At 70.7% G+C, this 18080-nt stretch carries 17 protein-coding genes and 1 pseudogene; 6 read left to right on the forward strand and 12 right to left on the reverse strand.

The window, feature by feature from the left end:
- The first annotated feature begins 34 nt into the window (after window positions 1–34).
- Window positions 35–625, forward strand: a complete 591-nt coding sequence (locus W7U_RS13310; protein WP_020823175.1) for a hypothetical protein — start codon at window positions 35–37, stop codon at window positions 623–625.
- Between the two features lies 1 nt (window position 626).
- Window positions 627–2348: a CocE/NonD family hydrolase gene (locus W7U_RS13315; protein ID WP_008258695.1), complete on the forward strand. Its 1722-nt coding sequence runs from the start codon at window positions 627–629 to the stop codon at window positions 2346–2348.
- Here W7U_RS13315 and W7U_RS13320 read toward each other — a convergent pair.
- Both W7U_RS13320 and W7U_RS13325 read right to left on the reverse strand, forming a co-directional pair.
- Window positions 2307–2867 carry a DUF1802 family protein gene (locus W7U_RS13320; RefSeq protein WP_008258696.1) on the reverse strand — a complete coding sequence of 187 codons (561 nt, stop codon included), beginning with the start codon at window positions 2865–2867 and terminating at the stop codon, window positions 2307–2309. The genes W7U_RS13315 and W7U_RS13320 overlap by 42 nt on opposite strands.
- Window positions 2864–3133, reverse strand: coding sequence for a DUF2277 family protein (locus W7U_RS13325; RefSeq protein WP_008258698.1), 270 nt, complete (start codon window positions 3131–3133; stop codon window positions 2864–2866). Before W7U_RS13325 ends, W7U_RS13320 begins: the two co-directional genes overlap by 4 nt.
- A 71-nt stretch (window positions 3134–3204) precedes the next feature.
- Between W7U_RS13325 and W7U_RS13330 the strand changes: the two genes are divergently transcribed.
- Together W7U_RS13330 and W7U_RS13335 are read left to right on the forward strand one after the other, a co-directional pair.
- Entirely contained in the window at window positions 3205–3954 is a 750-nt protein-coding gene (locus W7U_RS13330; protein WP_008258700.1) for an enoyl-CoA hydratase, read from the forward strand.
- 49 nt (window positions 3955–4003) lie between these two features.
- Window positions 4004–4570, forward strand: a complete 567-nt coding sequence (locus W7U_RS13335) for a hypothetical protein (protein ID WP_008258707.1) — start codon at window positions 4004–4006, stop codon at window positions 4568–4570.
- Here the strand turns inward: W7U_RS13335 and W7U_RS13340 are convergent.
- The 7 genes from W7U_RS13340 to rimP all read right to left on the reverse strand — a co-directional run bounded on the left by W7U_RS13340 (window position 4567) and on the right by rimP (window position 12215).
- A complete protein-coding gene (locus W7U_RS13340; protein ID WP_008258712.1) occupies window positions 4567–5901 on the reverse strand; it encodes an MATE family efflux transporter in 1335 nt (444 codons plus the stop codon). The genes W7U_RS13335 and W7U_RS13340 overlap by 4 nt on opposite strands.
- Entirely contained in the window at window positions 5898–6899 is a 1002-nt protein-coding gene (locus W7U_RS13345) for a bifunctional oligoribonuclease/PAP phosphatase NrnA (RefSeq protein ID WP_170320576.1), read from the reverse strand. Before W7U_RS13345 ends, W7U_RS13340 begins: the two co-directional genes overlap by 4 nt.
- Window positions 6874–7362, reverse strand: a complete 489-nt coding sequence (gene rbfA / locus W7U_RS13350) for a 30S ribosome-binding factor RbfA (protein WP_008258717.1) — start codon at window positions 7360–7362, stop codon at window positions 6874–6876. Before rbfA ends, W7U_RS13345 begins: the two co-directional genes overlap by 26 nt.
- 6 nt (window positions 7363–7368) lie before the next feature.
- Window positions 7369–10137: a translation initiation factor IF-2 gene (gene infB / locus W7U_RS13355; RefSeq protein WP_036429083.1), complete on the reverse strand. Its 2769-nt coding sequence runs from the start codon at window positions 10135–10137 to the stop codon at window positions 7369–7371.
- Between the two features lie 75 nt (window positions 10138–10212).
- Entirely contained in the window at window positions 10213–10488 is a 276-nt protein-coding gene (locus tag W7U_RS13360; protein ID WP_008258723.1) for a YlxR family protein, read from the reverse strand.
- Between the two features lie 156 nt (window positions 10489–10644).
- A complete protein-coding gene (nusA, locus tag W7U_RS13365; protein WP_008258725.1) occupies window positions 10645–11691 on the reverse strand; it encodes a transcription termination factor NusA in 1047 nt (348 codons plus the stop codon).
- Window positions 11688–12215 (reverse strand): ribosome maturation factor RimP, encoded by a 528-nt coding sequence (gene rimP, locus W7U_RS13370; protein ID WP_008258727.1) that lies wholly within the window; start codon window positions 12213–12215, stop codon window positions 11688–11690. Before rimP ends, nusA begins: the two co-directional genes overlap by 4 nt.
- Window positions 12216–12422: 207 nt before the next feature.
- Here rimP and W7U_RS13375 point away from each other — a divergent pair, with 207 nt between their 5' ends.
- Together W7U_RS13375 and W7U_RS13380 are read left to right on the forward strand one after the other, a co-directional pair.
- Window positions 12423–12950 (forward strand): hypothetical protein, encoded by a 528-nt coding sequence (locus W7U_RS13375; RefSeq protein ID WP_036429086.1) that lies wholly within the window; start codon window positions 12423–12425, stop codon window positions 12948–12950.
- Window positions 12947–13393, forward strand: a complete 447-nt coding sequence (locus tag W7U_RS13380) for a ferritin-like domain-containing protein (RefSeq protein ID WP_008258734.1) — start codon at window positions 12947–12949, stop codon at window positions 13391–13393. The genes W7U_RS13375 and W7U_RS13380 overlap by 4 nt, the downstream gene beginning before the upstream one ends.
- Here the strand turns inward: W7U_RS13380 and W7U_RS13385 are convergent, their stop codons facing one another.
- From W7U_RS13385 to cobA, 3 genes and pseudogenes are all read right to left on the reverse strand, one after another.
- Window positions 13394–15142, reverse strand: coding sequence for a proline--tRNA ligase (locus W7U_RS13385; RefSeq protein WP_008258736.1), 1749 nt, complete (start codon window positions 15140–15142; stop codon window positions 13394–13396).
- Window positions 15143–15206: 64 nt separating this feature from the next.
- Window positions 15207–16814, reverse strand: a complete 1608-nt coding sequence (locus W7U_RS13390) for an MFS transporter (protein WP_036429088.1) — start codon at window positions 16812–16814, stop codon at window positions 15207–15209.
- A gap of 22 nt (window positions 16815–16836) precedes the next feature.
- Window positions 16837–18053 (reverse strand): annotated as a pseudogene (gene cobA / locus W7U_RS13395) (uroporphyrinogen-III C-methyltransferase).
- Window positions 18054–18080: the final 27 nt, after the last annotated feature.

Raw genomic sequence — 18080 nt, forward strand, 5'->3', positions numbered from 1 at the left:
CCCCGAAAGGACCGCTGCGGCGTCAGGGGGTGTCGTGTTCGCCAATGTTCGTCTGATGGGGGCGCTCGGTGCGCTGCTCACAGCGGCCATCGGGGGCACGGTGGGCGTGTTGTCCGGTTCCCCTTCCCTACCGGGTGGCGGCGATCGACCCGTCGAGCTGCGGTCGACCGCCCAGCCGATGGAAACCACGATGAAGAGCCCGATCGTGGCGACCACCGATCCGCGCCCGTTCGACGCGTGCGAGGACATCCCGTTCGACGTCGTCCAGCGCGTCGGGCTGGGATTCACACCGCCCGAGCACGAGGACGGGCTGCGCTGCCACTTCGACGCCGGCAACTATCAGGTGGCCGTCGAGCCGATCATCTGGCGCACCTACGAGGCCTCGCTGCCCGCCGACGCCGTCGAGACGACGATCGCGGGCCACCGCGCCGCGCAGTACTGGGTGCTCAAGCCGACCTATCACAACAGCTACTGGTTCTACTCCTGCATGGTCGTGTTCAAGACCAGCTACGGTGTGCTGCAGCAGGCGCTGTACTACTCGACCGTCTACTCCGACCCCGAGGTCGATTGCATGCAGACCAACCTGCAGCGCGCCAACGACCTCGCTCCGTATTACAAGTTCTAGGGTGAGCATCACCTCGATCCGCCCCGCGCAGCCGACCCTGCACACCGTGAATCACTTGGGCGGCAAGGCCCTTGGCCGGTTGCTGGGTCTGCCGCCGGCGACCACCGACTACACCGTGGAGCGCGTGCGCGTGCCGATGCGCGACGGGGTCGCCTTGGTGGCCGACCATTACACGCCCGCCACCCCCGTCGGCACCGTGCTGATCCGCAGCCCCTACGGACGCGGGTTCCCGTTCACCCTGATATTCGGTGCGCTGTACGCGGCGCGCGGCTACCACGTGGTGCTGCAGAGCGTGCGCGGAACGTTCGGGTCCGGCGGAGTTTTCGAGCCGATGGCCGACGAGATCGCCGACGGCGCGGACACCGTCGCATGGCTGCGTGAGCAGCCGTGGTTCACCGGCCGCTTCGCCACCATCGGCATGTCGTACCTGGGATTCACGCAGTGGGCCCTGTTGCAGGATCCCCCGCCGGAACTGGCGACCGCGGTGATCGCGGTGGGACCGCATGACTTCAACGAATCGACTTGGGGCACAGGGTCGTTCGCGGTCAACGACTTCCTGGGCTGGAGCGACATGGTGGCGCACCAGGAGGACCCGGTGCGGGCCCGCGCCGCGCTGCGCCAGTTGCAGACCCGCCGCAAGGTGCCGCGGGCCGCGGCCGCGACGCCACTGGGCGAAGCCGCCCGGGCCCTGCTCGGCACGGGCGCACCCTGGTTCGAATCGTGGGCCGAACACAGCGATCCCGGCGATCCCTTCTGGAATGCGTTGCGCTGCAACGAGGCGCTGGACCGGGTTCAGGTGCCCGTGCTGCTCATCGGCGGCTGGCAGGACCTCTTCATCGGGCAGACGCTGCGGCAGTACGCGCATCTGCACGGCCGGGGAGTCGATGTCGCGCTCACCGTCGGCCCGTGGACGCACACCCAGCTGCTCACCACCGGGCTCGCCACCTGCGCCCGGGAGACGCTGGATTGGCTGGGCACTCACCTGGGTGAGGCCCCCGCCCGCCGGCCCAGCCCGGTCCGGGTCTACGTCACCGGCGTGGGTCGAGGCCAAGGGTGGCGCAGCCTGCCCGCGTGGCCGCCCGTCACCACCGAGCGCGCGCTGTACCTGCGGCCCGGTGGCTACCTGGGTGAGACCGCCCCGACGCTGAAAGGGCTGTCCCCGGCCACGTTTCGCTACGACCCGGCCGATCCGACACCGACCATCGGCGGCCCGATGCTGTCCGCCAACGGCGGTTACCGCGACGACGGCCGGCTCGCGTCGCGCGCCGACGTGCTGGCGTTCACCAGCGCCACCCTCACCCAGGACCTGTACGCCTACGGAACCCCGGTCGTCGAGCTCGCACACGGCGCCGACAATCCGCACGTCGACCTGTTCGTGCGGGTGAGTGAGGTCGATCCGAAGGGCCGGTCGCGCAACGTGAGCGAGGCCTACCGCCGGTTGGCCACCGCGGCGAAGACGAAGTCGGAGAAGGTCGTTCGCCTCGAGCTCGACGGCATCGCCCACCGGTTCCGCGCCGGGTCACGCATCCGGGTGCTGATCGCCGGTAGTTGGTCCCCGCGCTACGCGCACAACCTCGGCGGCGACGAACCGGTGCTGACCGCCCGGCGCGCCACGCCGGTCACCCACAGCGTGCGCTACGGACGCTCCCGGCTGGTGTTGCCCGTCGGCCCGGCGGAGTTGTCAGCCGACGGCATCGCGGACGCGGGCGGCGACGGCGTCTAGCGCGGGATCGTCGTGCACCGGCGCCGCCAACGGTGCGTGCACCGGCAGCTCCACCCAGCTCTTGCAGCCGGCGTATTCGGGCGTCCGGGCGATGCGTGCCGGTTCGGCCAACGGGATCACCGACACCACCAGCACGGCCAGCTTGTGCTTGGGGCGAAAATCGAGCCGGTCGGCGCGCACCGACTCGGGCGTCCAGATGTGCAGGTCCTCGATGGCCGCCAGGCCGTCGGGCCGCTCAACAGCCACCGCCGCAACGACTTTCGCGGCCGCGCGGATCACCAGCTCGTCGTCGGTGCTGTCGGCGGCGGCGGGCTCGAGCAGGTCTCGATGTTCGGTGCGCACCCGCTCGGCGTGGCTGTGCGCGACCGTCGGGAACAACAGGAATTCGCGGGCGGCAAGGTCGAACCGCTTCTCCCCGGTGCCCCCCTTGCGCAGCAGCACCCGTTGGCGGCCGTCGAGCAGGGCGTGGACCGCGGCGCTCCACTCTTTGAGCGCGGGCATCGTGGCGGTCACCGTCATGTCGCACCCGCCAACCGGGCCACCACCTCGGGCCGGCGCAACGGCGGCACCGTCTTGGGCGGCTGACGCCGCGGGGCCAGCCGCCCGAGCAGCCGGGTCGTCGTCTCGGTGACCTCGGCGACCGCCTGCTCGAACGCCTCGGCGTTGACGGCCGACGGGTGGGTGATGCCGCTGACCTTGCGCACGTACTGGCGGGCCGCCGCGGCGATTTCCTCCGCGGTGGCCGCCGGCTGAAGACCCCGCAGTTCGGTGATGTTCCGGCACATGGTCCCCACGATAAGCGCTGCCCCGCCGTACCGCCTCCGGTCGCAACGGACGGCTGACTACGGTTGCATTCATGACCGACGAGATCCTGCTGATCGACACCGAGGAACGGGTCCGCACCCTGACCCTGAACCGCCCCCAATCGCGCAACGCGCTGTCCTCGGCGTTGCGGGACCGCTTCTTCGGCGCGCTGGCCGACGCCGAAACCGACGACGACGTCGACGTCGTCATCGTCACCGGCGCCGACCCGGTGTTCTGCGCGGGACTCGATCTCAAGGAGCTCGGCGGCTCGACGGCGCTGCCGGACATCTCGCCGCGGTGGCCGGCGATGACCAAGCCGGTGATCGGCGCCATCAACGGCGCCGCGGTGACCGGCGGGCTGGAGCTGGCGCTGTACTGCGACATCCTGATCGCCTCGGAGAACGCCCGCTTCGCCGACACGCACGCCCGGGTGGGCCTGCTGCCCACCTGGGGGCTGAGCGTGCGGTTACCGCAGAAGGTGGGCATCGGCCTGGCCCGGCGGATGAGCATGACCGGCGACTACCTGTCCGCCGCCGACGCGCTGCGCGCCGGCCTGGTGACCGAGGTGGTGCCCCACGAGCGGCTGCTGGGTGCCGCGCGCCAGGTCGCCGCGTCGATCGTGGGGAACAACCAGGACGCGGTGCGGGCGTTGCTGGCGTCCTATCACCGCATCGACGACGCGCAGACCGGCGCCGGGCTCTGGCAGGAGGCGACGGCCGCCCGGCAGTTCCGGACCAGCGGCGACGACATCGCCGCCAACCGGGAGGCCGTGTTGCAACGCGGGCGGGCGCAGGTTCGCTGACCGGGCGGTCCGGTCGGGCCGATTTCCGGCCACCCAATACGATCAGGTGATGCGCGCGGTTGTGGGAATCAGCAGGGCGCTCGCCTGCCTGGCGCTGGCGGCATCGGCGATCGCGGCCGGTGCGCCCCTCGCGGCCGCCCAGCCGCCGCCGAAGTTCCCCAACCTCGACGGCTACACCGCCGTCCCGCCCGAGGGCTACCTCAGCACCGGCGCCTCGCCGCGGATCGCCTTTTCGGCCCCGTACGCGCTGGTCTGTGACTTTTACGGCGGGCCGGCGCCCGCGCCGCAACCCTCACAGGACATCAAGTGCAAGGGCGACATGTCGGGCATGGACGACGTCCCCATCCCCGGGGGCCGCCCGAGGCCGGGCGATTGCGTCGTGGGTTCCGTCGACTTCAAGGGCCCCGGCTACCAGTTGAGCCGCATGTCCTACAGCGGATGCGACGGCAACCCGCCCGCGCTGCCCACGGGCGCCAAGCTGTTGGCCGCGGGCCAGAAGTTGACCTACCTCAACGTCACCTGCGCGGTGGGAGCCGACAACCTGGTCGCCTGCCTGGACACCACCAGCGGCGACCACGGATTCGTCGTGCAGCGCTCGGGCAGCTGGGCGTTCTAGCGGCCCGTGGTGGCCGCCCAGCGGCCCGAGATCGCCCGGGCGCCAACGAAGACCAGCCGCAGCAGCACGAACGTGGTTAGCCCCGTCCAGATGCCGGCCAGACCCCAGCCGAACACCAGCGACAGCCAGATCAACGGCAAGAAGCCGACCAGCGCGCTGATCACGGTGGCGGTGCGCATGAACGCGGCGTCCCCCGCACCCAGCAGCACGCCATCCAGGGCGAAAACAATTCCGGCAAAGGGTAATTGGGCCACCAGGAACCACCACGGCACTCCGATCGCGGCCAGCACCGAACGGTCGTCGGTGAACAGGCGGGGCAGCGCGGAAAACCCGACCGCGCAGACGGCCGCCAGCAGGGCGGCGGCCGCCGCCGAGAACAGCGTCACCCGCCGCGCCACCGATTTCGCGTGCGCGGCGTCACCGGCGCCCAGCGCGGCGCCCACGAGGGCCTGCGCCGCTATGGCCAACGAATCCAACACCAGCGCAAGGAATTCCCACAGCTGCAGCACGACCTGATGCGCGGCCAGCGCCGAGGCGCCGAATCGGGCGGCGACCGCGCCCGCCGAGACGAAGCAGGCCTGAAAAGCCAGCGTCCGCACCACCAGGTCCCGGCCCATCACGAGTTGGGCCCGCAGCACGGCGCGGTCCAGCCGCAGCGGTGCCCGCTCGGCCAGCAGCGCGCGCCCGAACAGCACCGCGGCCAGCCACTGGCCCGCCAGGTTGGCCACCGCCGATCCGGCCAGCCCCAACCGCGGCAACCCCAGCCAGCCGTAGACCAACAGCGGGCACAGCAGCGCCGAAAGCCCAAAGCCGGCAACCACATAACGCAGCGGGCGGACGGTGTCCTGCACGCCGCGCATCCACCCGTTCCCCGCCAGCGACACCAATATGGCCGGGGCGCCGAAGATCGCGATGCGCAGCCACGGCAGCGCCGCCGCGGCGATCCCCTCCCCGCCCACTTTGCCGCCGGCGATCACCGACACCAGCGGCACCGCCGCGGCCTGCACGGCGATCACGACGAGCGCGCCCAACCCCAGCGCCAACCACGTCGCCTGCACGCCCTCGATCACCGCCGACGAGCGGTTGCCGGCGCCGAAGTGGCGGGCCGAGCGTGCCGTCGTGCCGTAGGACAGGAAGGTGAGGTCGGAACCCACCAGGCTGAGCAGGAGCCCGCCGATGGCCAGCCCGGCCAGGCTCAGGGCGCCGAGCCGGCCGACGACCGCGGTATCGAAGAGCAGGTAGAGCGGTTCGGCCGCCAGCACGCCCAGCGCGGGCAGCGCCAGGCCGGCGATCCGACGGCCCCCGGCGTCGGGTCGATCCGGCTCGGTCACCCGAGCGCGGTGCGCAGCGCCGCGACGGCGTCCTCGATGGGGCCGGTGGTCGAGTAGCCGGCCGCCAGCCGGTGCCCGCCGCCGCCGAATGCGGACGCGACCGTCGCCAGGTCCACTTCGGCCTTGGCCCGCATCGATACCGACCACTGCCCCGGCGCGACCTCCTTGAAGACCGCGGCCACCTCGGCCTGCTGCGTGGTCCGCACGATGTCGACGATGCTTTCGACTTCCTCCGGGCGGGAGCCGCTCCAATCCTGGTGGCCGACAACGGCATACACCAGCCCTCGGCCGCCGGCCGCGCCCGGCACCAACTGGGCCGACGCCAGCACGCGCGACAGCAGCGGCAGCCATCCGAACGGATGGGTGTCCATCAGGGTCCGGCTGATGGCGGCGTTGTCCACGCCGGCGTCGACCAGCCGGGCGGCCAGACGAAGGGCGCGCGCGCTGGCCCAGCGGAACGATCCGGTATCGGTCGTCAGGCCGGCGTAGATGCAGTGCGCGACGTCGGGATCGATGGGCTTGCCCCACGCGTCGAGGATGTCGGCGATCATCATCGTCGTCGAATCCGCCGACACATCAACGAAATTGGCGGTGCCGAACATGTCGTTGGAGGCGTGGTGGTCGATCACCAGCACCTCGGCGCCCGACACGGCCAGCTCGCTCAACGCGCCCAGCCGCTTGACGCTCGGAACGTCAACGGTGACAACCAGATCGACGTCGCGGCGCATCGCGTCCGGGCTGACCAGCAGGTGGCGGCCCGGCAGCGAAGCCAGCGATTCCGGCAGGCCGGTGGGCTCGGCGAAACTGACCTCGGCCCGTTTGCCGCACTTGTCGAGCACCAAACCCAGCGCCAGACCGGCGCCGATGGTGTCGGCGTCGGGATGCACGTGGGCGATCACCGCGACGGTGGCGGCGTCCGACAGTAGGTCGACGGCGGCCGGCGCGTCGACGCGTGCACCCACACCGGCCAGTTCAGTATTCGCGTTGGTCGTCGTCACCGATGCTCCCGTCGAGGCCGGGCTCGGCGCCCGATCCGCTATCCCGGTATGGATCGGCCTCCCCAGCCGGCTTGGCGCCCGAACGAACCCGCGCCAGATCAGCGTCCGCGGCGCGGGCCCGCGCCAGCAACTCGTCCATCCGCTGCACGTTGTCCGACGTGGTGTCGCGGGTGAACGTGAGGGTGGGCGTGAAGCGCACGCCGGTGCCCGCCCCGACCATGGTGCGCAGCGCGCCCTTGGCCCGCTCCAGCGCGGCCGCGGCGGCGCCGTAGTCCGGCTCGTCGTCCAGCGTGCGCCCCATGACCGTGTAGAACACGGTCGCGTCGTGCAGGTCGGCGGTCACCTTCGCGTCCACGATGGTGACCCCGTCGAGCCCGGGGTCCTTGATCTCGAACTCGATCGCCGAGGCGACGATCGTGTTGATCCGCTTGGCCAGGCGGCGGGCCCGGGCGGGGTCAGCCATGCCGGGTCACGACCGTTCCTTTTGGACCAGCTCGTAGGACTCGATGATGTCGCCTTCCTTGATGTCGGAATAGCCCAGCGTCATACCGCATTCGAAGCCCTCGCGGACCTCGGTCACATCATCCTTTTCGCGTCGCAGCGAGTTGATCGTGAGGTTCTCGGTGACCACGACGTTGTCGCGCAGCAACCGGGCCTTGGCGTTGCGCCGCACCACGCCGGAGCTGATCATGCAGCCGGCGATGATGCCCACCTTGGAGGACCGGAAGATCGCCCGGATCTCGGCGCGACCCAGCTGGTTCTCCTCGTAGATCGGCTTGAGCATGCCGCGCAGGGCCTTCTCGATCTCGTCGATCGCCTGGTAGATCACCGAGTAGTAGCGGATCTCCACGCCCTCGCGGTTGGCCAGCTCGGTGGCCTTGCCCTCGGCCCGCACGTTGAAGCCGATGATCACCGCGTCCGACGCCGACGCCAGGTTGACGTTGGTTTCGGTGATGCCACCGACGCCGCGGTCGATGACGCGCAGCGCCACCTCGTCGTCGATCTGGATGCCCATCAGGGCCTCTTCGAGCGCCTCGACCGTACCGGCGTTGTCGCCCTTGAGGATCAGGTTCAGCTGGCTGGTTTCCTTCAGCGCCGAGTCCAGGTCCTCCAGGCTGATCCGCTTGCGCGAGCGGGCCGCCAGCGCGTTGCGCTTGCGCGCGCTGCGCTTGTCGGCGATCTGGCGGGCGATGCGGTCCTCGTCGACGACCAGCAGGTTGTCACCGGCGCCGGGCACCGACGTGAACCCGATGACCTGCACGGGCCGCGACGGCAGCGCCTCTTCGACGTCGTCGCCGTGCTCGTCGACCATGCGGCGCACGCGCCCGTAGGCGTCGCCGGCGACCACCGAGTCGCCGACGCGCAGCGTGCCGCGCTGCACCAGCACGGTCGCGACCGGCCCGCGGCCGCGGTCCAGGTGCGCCTCGATCGCGACACCCTGGGCCTCCATGTCGGGGTTGGCCCGCAGGTCCAGGGCGGCGTCGGCGGTCAGCAGGACCGCCTCGAGCAGCGCATCGATGTTGGTGCCCTGCTTGGCGGAGATGTCGACGAACATCGTCTCGCCACCGAAATCCTCTGCCACCAAACCGTATTCGGTGAGTTGGCCGCGGATCTTGGCCGGGTCGGCGCCCTCCACGTCGATCTTGTTGACCGCCACCACGATGGGCACGTCGGCGGCCTGCGCGTGGTTGATGGCCTCCACCGTCTGGGGCATGACGCCGTCGTCGGCGGCGACCACCAGGATCGCGATGTCGGTGGCCTTCGCGCCGCGGGCACGCATGGCGGTGAACGCCTCGTGACCCGGGGTGTCGATGAAGGTGATCGGCCGCTCGTCGCCGTCGTGCTCGACGGACACCTGGTAGGCGCCGATGTGCTGGGTGATGCCGCCCGCCTCGGCCTCGCGCACGTTGGCCTTACGGATGGTGTCCAGCAGCCGCGTCTTACCGTGGTCGACGTGACCCATCACGGTCACCACCGGCGGGCGGGTCTGCAGGTCTTCCTCGGTGCCTTCGTCCTCGCCGTAGGTCAGATCGAAGGACTCGAGCAGCTCGCGGTCCTCGTCCTCGGGGCTGACGACCTGGACGACGTAGTTCATCTCGCTGCCCAGCAGTTCGAGCGTCTCGTCGCCCACCGATTGGGTGGCCGTCACCATCTCACCGAGGTTGAACAGCGCCTGCACCAGCGAGGCCGGGTTGGCGTTGATCTTGTCGGCGAAGTCGGAGAGCGACGCGCCGCGGGCCAGCCGGATCGTCTCGCCGTTGCCGTGCGGCAACCGCACACCGCCGACGACCGGGGCCTGCATGTTCTCGTACTCGGCGCGCTTCGCCCGCTTCGACTTGCGGCCACGCCGGGGCGCGCCGCCGGGACGGCCGAACGCGCCGGCCGCACCGCCGCGCTGGCCGGGACGGCCGCCGCCACCGGGCCGGCCGCGGAAACCGCCGCCGCCTCCGGGCGGGGCGCCGACTCCGCCGCCACCGCCGCGGTAGTTGCCGCCTCCCCCGTCACGACCGCCGGGACCACCGGGCCGGCCGCCGCCGGGCCGCGGGGCGCCGGGGCGCGGCGGGCGGCCCTGTCCGGCGGCGCCGGCGGGCCGGGGTGGCATGTTGCCCGGGGAGGCGCCGGGCCGCGGCGCGCCCGGGCGGGGCGCTCCGGGACGCGGCGCCGCCGGGCGCGGGATGGGCCGGTCGACGGGTTGCGCCGACGAGAACGGGTTGTTGCCGACGCGCGGGGCGCGGGGCTTGGGGATGGGGCCGGGGCGCGGGCCCGGCGTCATGCCGGGGTGCGGCGCCTGGCCGGGAGCGGGCGGCTTCGGCTGCCCCGGCGACGGCGCCGACGGCCGCGCGGGGGCCGGCCCCGGTCGCGCCGGGGCGTCGCTCGGCGCGGCGCCGGAGGCCTGGGCGGCGGCAGCGGGCGCCGCGCCACCGGGCTGGGCCGGCGTCGCGGTCGCTTCGCCGTTGCCGGCGGGTTTGTTGATCGCGTTGTCGAGGGCCGCGTCGAGCGACTTGTCGGGGGCCTTGGCGGACGCCTTGGCCTCGCCTTTCGCGGCCTTCGCGGGGGCCTTCTCGGCCGCGGGCTTGCCGCCCCCGAAGGACTCGCGCAGCCGGCGAGCGACCGGCGCTTCCACCGTCGACGACGCGGATTTGACGAATTCGCCCTGATCATTCAGTCGGGCGAGGACTTCCTTGCTGGTGACACCGAGTTCCTTTGCCAACTCGTGTACGCGGGCCTTACCTGCCACTACATCTCCTGTCTATGAGGCGACAGTCGTGGGGCCGCGCCTCGGGTTTAGCTATGACACATTGTCATCGGGACTTCACGGTGTGCTCATGTTCTTTGCTACCTGTTCTGTTGCCGGGCGATCGGGCGCATTCAGCGACTCTATGTGCTCGACCACCGCGGAGGTGTCCGGTGAACCGGTGATGCGCAGCGCCTTGGTGAAAGCCCGCCGCCGGATCGCCTGTTGTGCGCAGTGCGGCACGGGGTGCAGCCATGCACCCCGCCCCGGCAGGCGACTGCCTGTGTCAACGATCACGGCGAATTCGCCGTTCCCGGTCGGCACAGCCACCACGCGAAGCAGTTCGACGGCCAACTCTCGCTTTCGGCACCCGATACACGTCCGCACGGGTCCACCCATGTGTCGGTGCGCCCTTCTGGGTTTCGGAGGCCGAAGGCTCACGCTGGATCACGGCTAGTCTAGCGTCACCGGATCGATGGTCAGCACCGCCCGAGGGTGTGCGGGCGCGCCCTAGCGGTCGTGGGCCATTCCGTGGGTGGCGCCGTGTTCGGGCTCGCTCTCCGCGTGCCCGCCGGGCGAGTCCCCGCGGATGTCGATGCGCCATCCGGTGAGCCGGGCGGCCAGCCGCGCGTTCTGCCCCTCCTTGCCGATGGCCAGTGACAACTGGAAATCGGGGACGACCACCCGGGCGGCGCGGGCGGACTGGTCGATGATCGACACCGAGACCACCTTGGCCGGCGACAACGCGTTGGCGACGAAGCGGGCCGGGTCCTCGTCGTAGTCGATGATGTCGATCTTCTCGCCGGAGAGCTCGCTCATCACGTTGCGGACCCGCTGCCCCATCGGGCCGATGCAGGCGCCCTTGGCGTTCAGGCCGGGCAGGTTCGACTTCACCGCGATCTTGGAGCGATGGCCGGCCTCGCGCGCCACGGCCACGATTTCGACCGACTCGTCGGCGATCTCGGGCACCTCCAGGGAGAACAGCTTGCGGACCAGGTTGGGGTGGGTCCGCGACAGCGTGATCAGCGGCTCGCGGGCCCCGCGGGTCACCCCGATCACGTAGCACCGCACGCGGTTGCCGTGTTCGTAGCTTTCCCCGGGGACCTGTTCGGCCGCCGGGATCACGCCCTCGGACGCCTTCGTCTCGGTGCCCATCCGGACCACCACCAGGCCGCGCGCGTTGGCCCGGCTGTCACGCTGGATCACGCCCGCGACGATCTCGCCCTCACGCGTGGAGAACTCGCCGTAGGTGCGCTCGTTCTCGGCATCGCGGAATCGCTGCAGCATCACCTGGCGTGCGGTGGTGGCGGCGATGCGCCCGAAGCCCTCGGGGGTGTCGTCCCATTCGCTGATGACGTTGTCGTCTTCGTCGGTCTCCCGGGCGATCACCCGGACGACGCCGGTCTTGCGGTCGATCTCGATGCGCGCGTCGTTCTGATGGCCCTCGGTGTGCCGGTAGGCGGTGAGCAGCGCGGACTTGATGGTCTCGAGCAGCTCGTTGACCGAGATGCCCCGATCCACCTCGATCGCATGCAGTGCGGCCATGTCGATGTTCATCTGCGCCGCTCCTCCCCAGCCCCACGCTTCGCCAATGCCAGTTCGGCGTCGGCAGGGGGCGAAAACTCCACCTGGACAACAGCTTTGACGACATCACCGAGCGAGATTTCGCGGATCGCCCAGTCCCGGCCGGTGCGAACCACCAGCGCGACGGCGTCCTCGTTCGTCTCGCCGATGCGGCCGGTCAGCGTCGATCCGTCGGAGAGGGTGACGTCGACCTTGCGGCCGCGGGCGCGGCGGAAGTGCTTCGCGCGGGTCAGGGGGCGGTCCACACCGGGCGAGGAGACCTCGAGCACATAGTGGTCGCCGATGGTGTCCAGATCGTCGAGCAGCGCCGACGCCGAGCGTGACAGCGCGGCGGCCGTGTCCAGGTCGAGGCCGTCGTCGCCGTCGGCGATCACCGTGATGCGTGGGGGCCGGGTGCGTGCGTCGATGACCACGTCTTCGATCTCGTATCCCGCGCGCGCAAACTCTGCATCGAGTAGCTCGATCACCTGCGTCTGCGACGGTAGCCCGGTGGTCACGGCGAGCTCCTCATCTTGAGTTGTCCGGTCATCTGGCGGATGTCGCCGCCGCGATGGCTTCGCGTCCGGCTTCCGGTGTCCCGGCGGAGAACGTGCTGGCTGTCCTCTGCGAGAACCAGCTATCCACGATACGCCAGGAATCGCGGATGGCGGCGCGATCGCGTGCTGGCTTCGTGCCCGCCGACGCACCGGTGGCAGGATGTGCTTGTGCCTAGCGCAGTTCCGTTCGTCAACCGGCGAGACGTCCTCTCCGGCGGCGTCGCTTTGGCCGCGCTCGGTGTGGTGTCCGCGTGCGGAAAGTCCGCGCCCAAGCCCCCGCCCGTCGAACAACTGCTGGGCCCGTTGGACCAGGCGCGCCACGACAGCGCGCTGGCGAGTGCCGCCGCCTCGGCCGTCGGGAACCCCCCGCAGGTCGCCGCCGCGCTGACGGTGGTGGCGAGCCAGCGCGCCGCGCACGCCCGCGCGCTGTCCACCGAGATCGCGCGGGCCGCCGGCAAGCTCGCCGCGCCGTCGTCGAGCGAAACGCCCAGCCCGAGTCAGGCCGAGCCGGCCGGCGCCCCGCCTCCCCCGCCGCCGGTGGCCGACGTGATCAACGCGCTGCACGCCTCGGCCGACAGCGCCGCTCGCCTGGTGGGCACCGAATCCGGCTACCGGGCCGGGCTGCTCGCCTCGATCGCCGCGTCCTGCACGGCGTCCTACACCGTGGCGCTGGTGCCCGGGGGGCCGTCGATATGAGCTCGGGGAAGGACGCCGACAACGCCGCGCTGTCCGACGCGCTGGCCATCGAACACTCGACGATCTACGGCTACGGCATCGTCTCGGCCATGTCGCCGCCCAGCGTCAACGGCATGGTGGTGGAGGCGCTCGAGCAGCACCGGCAGCGCCGCGACGACGTCATCGCGATGCTGACCGCCCGCAAGGTCACCGCCCCGGTTGCCGCCGCCGGCTACCAGCTGCCCCTGGTGGTCGGCAGCCCGGCGGACGCTGCGCGGCTGGCCGCGCGGATGGAGAACGACGGCGCCGGCGCGTGGCGCGTTGTCGCCGAACACGCCGAGACCGCCGAGGACCGGGCGTTCGCCTCGACGGCGCTGGTGCAGAGCGCGGTGATGGCCGCCCGGTGGAACCGGGTCTTGGGGGCCTGGCCGATCACGACGAGCTTCCCGGGCGGCAACGACTAGCTAGTCGTTAAGGGTGGCCGCAATCTCGCCCGCCAGCGACGCCCCCGTCGCCAGTTCGCGGGTTTGCCCGCCGAAGCGGTCGCGCAGTTCCACCACGCCGTCCGCCCAGCCGCGCCCCACCACCACGATCCAGGGCACGCCCAACAGCTCGGCATCCTTGAACTTCACGCCGGGCGAGGCCTGCCGGTCATCGAGCAGCACGTCGACGCCCAGCCGGTCCAGCTCGCCGGCGAGCTCGGTGGCCCCGGTGCGGGCCCGGTCGTCCTTGTTGGCGATCACCAGGTGGACGTCGAAGGGCGCGACCGACGGCGGCCACCGCAGCCCCAGCTCGTCGTGGTGCTGCTCGGCGATCACGGCCACCATCCGCGAGACGCCCAGGCCGTAGGAGCCCATGGTCAGGCGCACCGGCTTGCCGTCCTCGCCGAGCACGTCGGCGGTGAAGGCGTCGGTGTATTTGCGGCCGAGCTGGAAGATGTGCGCGACCTCGATGCCGCGCGCCGACACCAGCGGGCCCGCGCCGTCCGGCGACGGGTCCCCGTCGCGCACCTCGGCGGCCTCGATGGTGCCGTCGGCGGTGAAATCGCGGCCGGCGACCAGCCCGACGACGTGCCGGCCGGGCTCGTCGGCCCCGGTGATCCAGCTGGTGCCGTCGACCACGCGTGGATCGACCAGGTAGCGAACATTGTTGTCCTGCAACGCTTTCGGGCCGATGTATCCCTTCACCAGGAAGGGGTACTTGGCGAAGTCGGCGTCGTCGAGCATCGCGTATTCGGCCGGCTCGAGCGCCGCGCCCAGCCGCTTGTCGTCGACCTCGCGGTCGCCGGGCAGCCCGATGGCCAGCAGCTCCCAGTCCCCACCGGGCTCGCGCACCTTGAGCAGGACGTTCTTCAGCGTGTCGGCCGCGGTGACGGTGCGGCCCAGGTCGGCGGTGTTGGCCCAGTCCACCAGGGTGGCGATGGTCGGGGTGTCGCCGGTGTCGTGGACCACCGCCTCGGGCAGCCCGTCGATCGGCTGCGCCTCCGGACGCGCCGTGACGACGGCCTCGACGTTGGCCGCGTAGCCGGACTCCAGGCAGCGCACGAAGGTGTCCTCGCCGACCGGGCTTTCGGCCAGAAACTCCTCGGAGGCGCTGCCGCCCATGGCGCCGGACACCGCCGAGACGATGACGTAGCGCACCTGCAGGCGCGCGAAGATTCGCTGATAGGCCTCGCGGTGCGCGTGGTAGGCGGCCTTGAGCCCGGCGTCGTCGACGTCGAACGAGTAGGAGTCCTTCATCAGGAACTCCCGCACGCGCAGGATGCCGGCGCGGGGCCGCGCCTCGTCGCGGTACTTGTTCTGGATTTGGTAGAGCAGGACCGGAAAGTCTTTGTAGGAGCTGTATTCGCCCTTGACCGTCAGGGTGAACAACTCCTCGTGTGTCGGGCCCAGCAGGTAGTCGTTACCGCGGCGGTCTTTGAGCCGGAACACCGAGTCGCCGTATTCGGTCCACCGGTTCGTCGCCTCGTACGGCGCGCGGGGCAGCAGGGCGGGAAACAGGATCTCTTGCCCGCCAATGGCATTCATCTCCTCGCGGACGATGCGCTCGATGCGGCGCAGCACCCGCAGGCCCAGCGGCAGCCAGCTGTACAGCCCGGGTGCGACGGGTCGGATGTAGCCGGCCCGGATCAGCAGCTTGTGGCTGGCGACTTCGGCGTCGGCGGGATCGTCGCGCAACGTGCGCAAAAACAGCTGGGACATCCGGGTGATCACAGCGGGCTAGCCTAGCGTGCTGCGAAGAGCGCCCGTGACAGGCGCAGTGCCCGCATGCGGTGAGCTACAGCTCCCCGGCGTCCATCGCTTCCTTGACCTCTTGCGCGTGCGCAACCTGGTCGGGGGTGTAGCCGATGAGCAGCGCCGCGCCGCCGACGATGACGGCCACGCCGGCCACCCACAGCAGGCCGTAGGTATACCCGTGGTCGAGCGCCTGCAGCTGCGCGTCGTTCATGGTCTTGACCGGGCCGGTGGTGCCGCCCAAATACAGTGTCCGCGAAGTGATCACGGCCTGGATGACGGCCAACACGAGCGGGCCACCCAGGCTTTGCAGCATCAGCGTGACCGCGGAGACGGGACCGATCTGATCGAAACCCACACCGGCGATGGCCGACAGCGTCAGGGGCACGACGGCCATGCCGATGCCGATCCCGCCGACCACGATCGGCAACACCAGGTTGGGGAAGTAGGCGACGCCGCGGTGCATGAACGCCCAGCCGTAGAGCATCGCCCAGAAGAGCAGGATGCCGCCGCCGATGGTCAAGACCCGCGGCGAGAACCGCGACACCAGCTGCGAGGAGATGCCGAGGCCGATCCCCATCGCGATGACGAACGGGATGAAGCCGACGCCGGCGTGCAGCGCGCTGTAGCCGAGGATGTCCTGCACGTACAGGCCGATGCACACGGTCAGGCTGAACATCAGCCCGCCGGCCAGGAAGATCGCGGTGAACGTGACCAGGCGGTTGCGGTCGCGGAACAGATCGAACGGCACCACGGGGTTCTCGGCGGTGCGCTCCACGATGATGAAGCCCAGCCCGGCGAGCATCGCCACCACACCCGAACCGATGGTGGTGATCGAAACCCACCCCTTTTCCGGCCCCATCGAGAAGGCGAACACCGCGGCGGTGCACGTCAGGGTGGCCAGCATGGCGCCGGTGGCGTCCAGCTTCATCCGCTCGCGGTTGGTCTCGCGCAGCGCGGTGCGGGCCAAATACATCATCACCAGGCCGATCGGCACGTTCACCAGGAACGCCAGCCGCCACGACACCTCGGTGAGCGCTCCCCCGACCACGAGGCCCATCACCGAGCCGACGGCCGTCATCGCGGCGAAGACCGCGGTCGCGAAGTTGCGCGCCGGTCCCTTGGGGAAGGTGGTCGCCACCAGCGCCAGGCCCGTCGGCGAGGCGATGGCCGACCCGACGCCCTGCGACAGCCGGGCGATGACCATGGTCGCCTCGTCCCAGGCGACGGCGCACAGCACGGAGGAGATGGTGAACAGGGCGACACCGACGATGAAGGTGCGCTTGCGCCCGATGGTGTCGCCGAGCCGCCCGCCGAGCAGCATCAGCCCGCCGAACGTCAGCACGTAGGCGGTGATCACCCAGCTGCGGCCGGCGTCGGACAGGCTGAGCTCGTTTTGGATCTTGGGGAGCGCGACGATCGCGACGGTGCTGTCCATCGTCGCAAGCAGCTGCATACCGCCGATGGCGATGACGGCCGCGATGAAGCGTCGCGAGGGCAGCCACGCCGGGTAGTACTTGCTGATGCGATTGGAGGCGGTCTCCGCCGGGGGCTTTGCGGCGGTCTCCGCCGTGCGCACCGGGGCCGGACGATCGGGGCGTGCAGACGTCCAGTTTTGGACAGCGCGCTCTGAGTCGTTGAGAGCCGTCATAAAGGGTTACCTTACAGTAATCTTAAGAAGCGTTTAAACCCCGAAAGCCGCCACGGCGCCGATCACGATGATCGCGGGAGGTCGGATCCCCTCGGCGCGAATCTTTTCGGGCGTGTCGGCGAGGGTGGCCCGCAAAGTGCGTTGAGCGGCCGTCGTTCCGTGCTGAACGACAAGCACGGGCGTATCCGCTGGTCGACCGCCTGCCAAAAGGGCTTCGGCGAAAAGTTCGATGCGTTCGACGGCCATCAGCAAAACAATCGTGCCGGACATCGCGGCCAGCGCATCCCAATTCACTAACGATTCGGGATGCCCGGGAGGGAGATGGCCGCTGACCACCACGAACTCGTGGTTGATCGCCCGATGGGTGACGGGGACACCCGCCAATGCGGGCACCCCTATGGCGCTTGTCACACCCGGCACCACGGTGACCGGGATCCCGGCCTCGGCGCACGCGAGCACCTCCTCGTAGCCGCGGGCGAAGACGAAGGGGTCCCCCCCTTTGAGGCGCACCACGAAGCTTCCGGCCCGGGCGCGTTCGATCATCACGTCGTTGATGGCGTCCTGGGCCATCGCCCGGCCGTACGGGATCTTGGCGGCGTCGATGACTTCCACGTGTGGGGGCAGTTCGGCGAGCAGTTCCGGCGGCGCGAGGCGGTCGGCGACCACGACGTCGGCCTGGGCGAGCAGCCGGCGCCCGCGCACGGTGATCAGTTCGGGGTCGCCGGGACCGCCCCCGATCAGCGCCACGCCGCCCTTGACGGCGTCGGAGCCCACCGGGCCCTCGGGGGTGATGACCCCGGTCTGCAGCGCCTCCCGGATGGCCGAGCGGATCGCCGCCGAACGCCGGTGCTCGCCGCCGGCCAGGACGCCGACGGACAGCCCGGCATAGCTGAAAGACGCTGGCGTCACCGCGGTTCCCTCGACGGCGACGTCCGCCCGGACGCAGAAGATCTGGCGGCTTTCGGCCTCGGCGACCACGGCCTCGTTGACGCGCGGGTCGTCGGTGGCCGCGATCGCGTACCACGCGCCGTCGAGGTCGCCGTCGCGGTATTCGCGCAGTGCCAGGGTGATTCCGGTCATGGCCTCGACCGACCGGGTGGCGCTGCGGGAGATGACGTGGACGTCGGCGCCGCTGGCGATGAGCAACGGCAGCCGGCGCTGGGCGACGGTGCCGCCGCCCACGACGACGACCTTCTTACCGGTCAGCCGCAGCCCTACGAGGTAGGCGCTCTCAGTCACCCGGCAAGCTTAGTGGTTCGTGGCCTT

The organism is Mycobacterium sp. H4Y (genome assembly GCF_000364405.1).
Lineage (GTDB): Bacteria > Actinomycetota > Actinomycetes > Mycobacteriales > Mycobacteriaceae > Mycobacterium > Mycobacterium intracellulare.

Bases quoted from the DNA above. Each gene is read 5' to 3' on its own strand.
- W7U_RS13320 (WP_008258696.1), bottom strand. From the start codon at position 2,867: ATGACGGTGACCGCCACGATGCCCGCGCTCAAAGAGTGGAGCGCCGCG.
- W7U_RS13325 (WP_008258698.1), bottom strand. From the start codon at position 3,133: ATGTGCCGGAACATCACCGAACTGCGGGGTCTTCAGCCGGCGGCCACC.
- W7U_RS13330 (WP_008258700.1), top strand. From the start codon at position 3,205: ATGACCGACGAGATCCTGCTGATCGACACCGAGGAACGGGTCCGCACC.
- W7U_RS13335 (WP_008258707.1), top strand. From the start codon at position 4,004: ATGCGCGCGGTTGTGGGAATCAGCAGGGCGCTCGCCTGCCTGGCGCTG.
- rbfA (WP_008258717.1), bottom strand. From the start codon at position 7,362: ATGGCTGACCCCGCCCGGGCCCGCCGCCTGGCCAAGCGGATCAACACG.
- nusA (WP_008258725.1), bottom strand. From the start codon at position 11,691: ATGAACATCGACATGGCCGCACTGCATGCGATCGAGGTGGATCGGGGC.
- W7U_RS13380 (WP_008258734.1), top strand. From the start codon at position 12,947: ATGAGCTCGGGGAAGGACGCCGACAACGCCGCGCTGTCCGACGCGCTG.
- W7U_RS13390 (WP_036429088.1), bottom strand. From the start codon at position 16,814: ATGACGGCTCTCAACGACTCAGAGCGCGCTGTCCAAAACTGGACGTCT.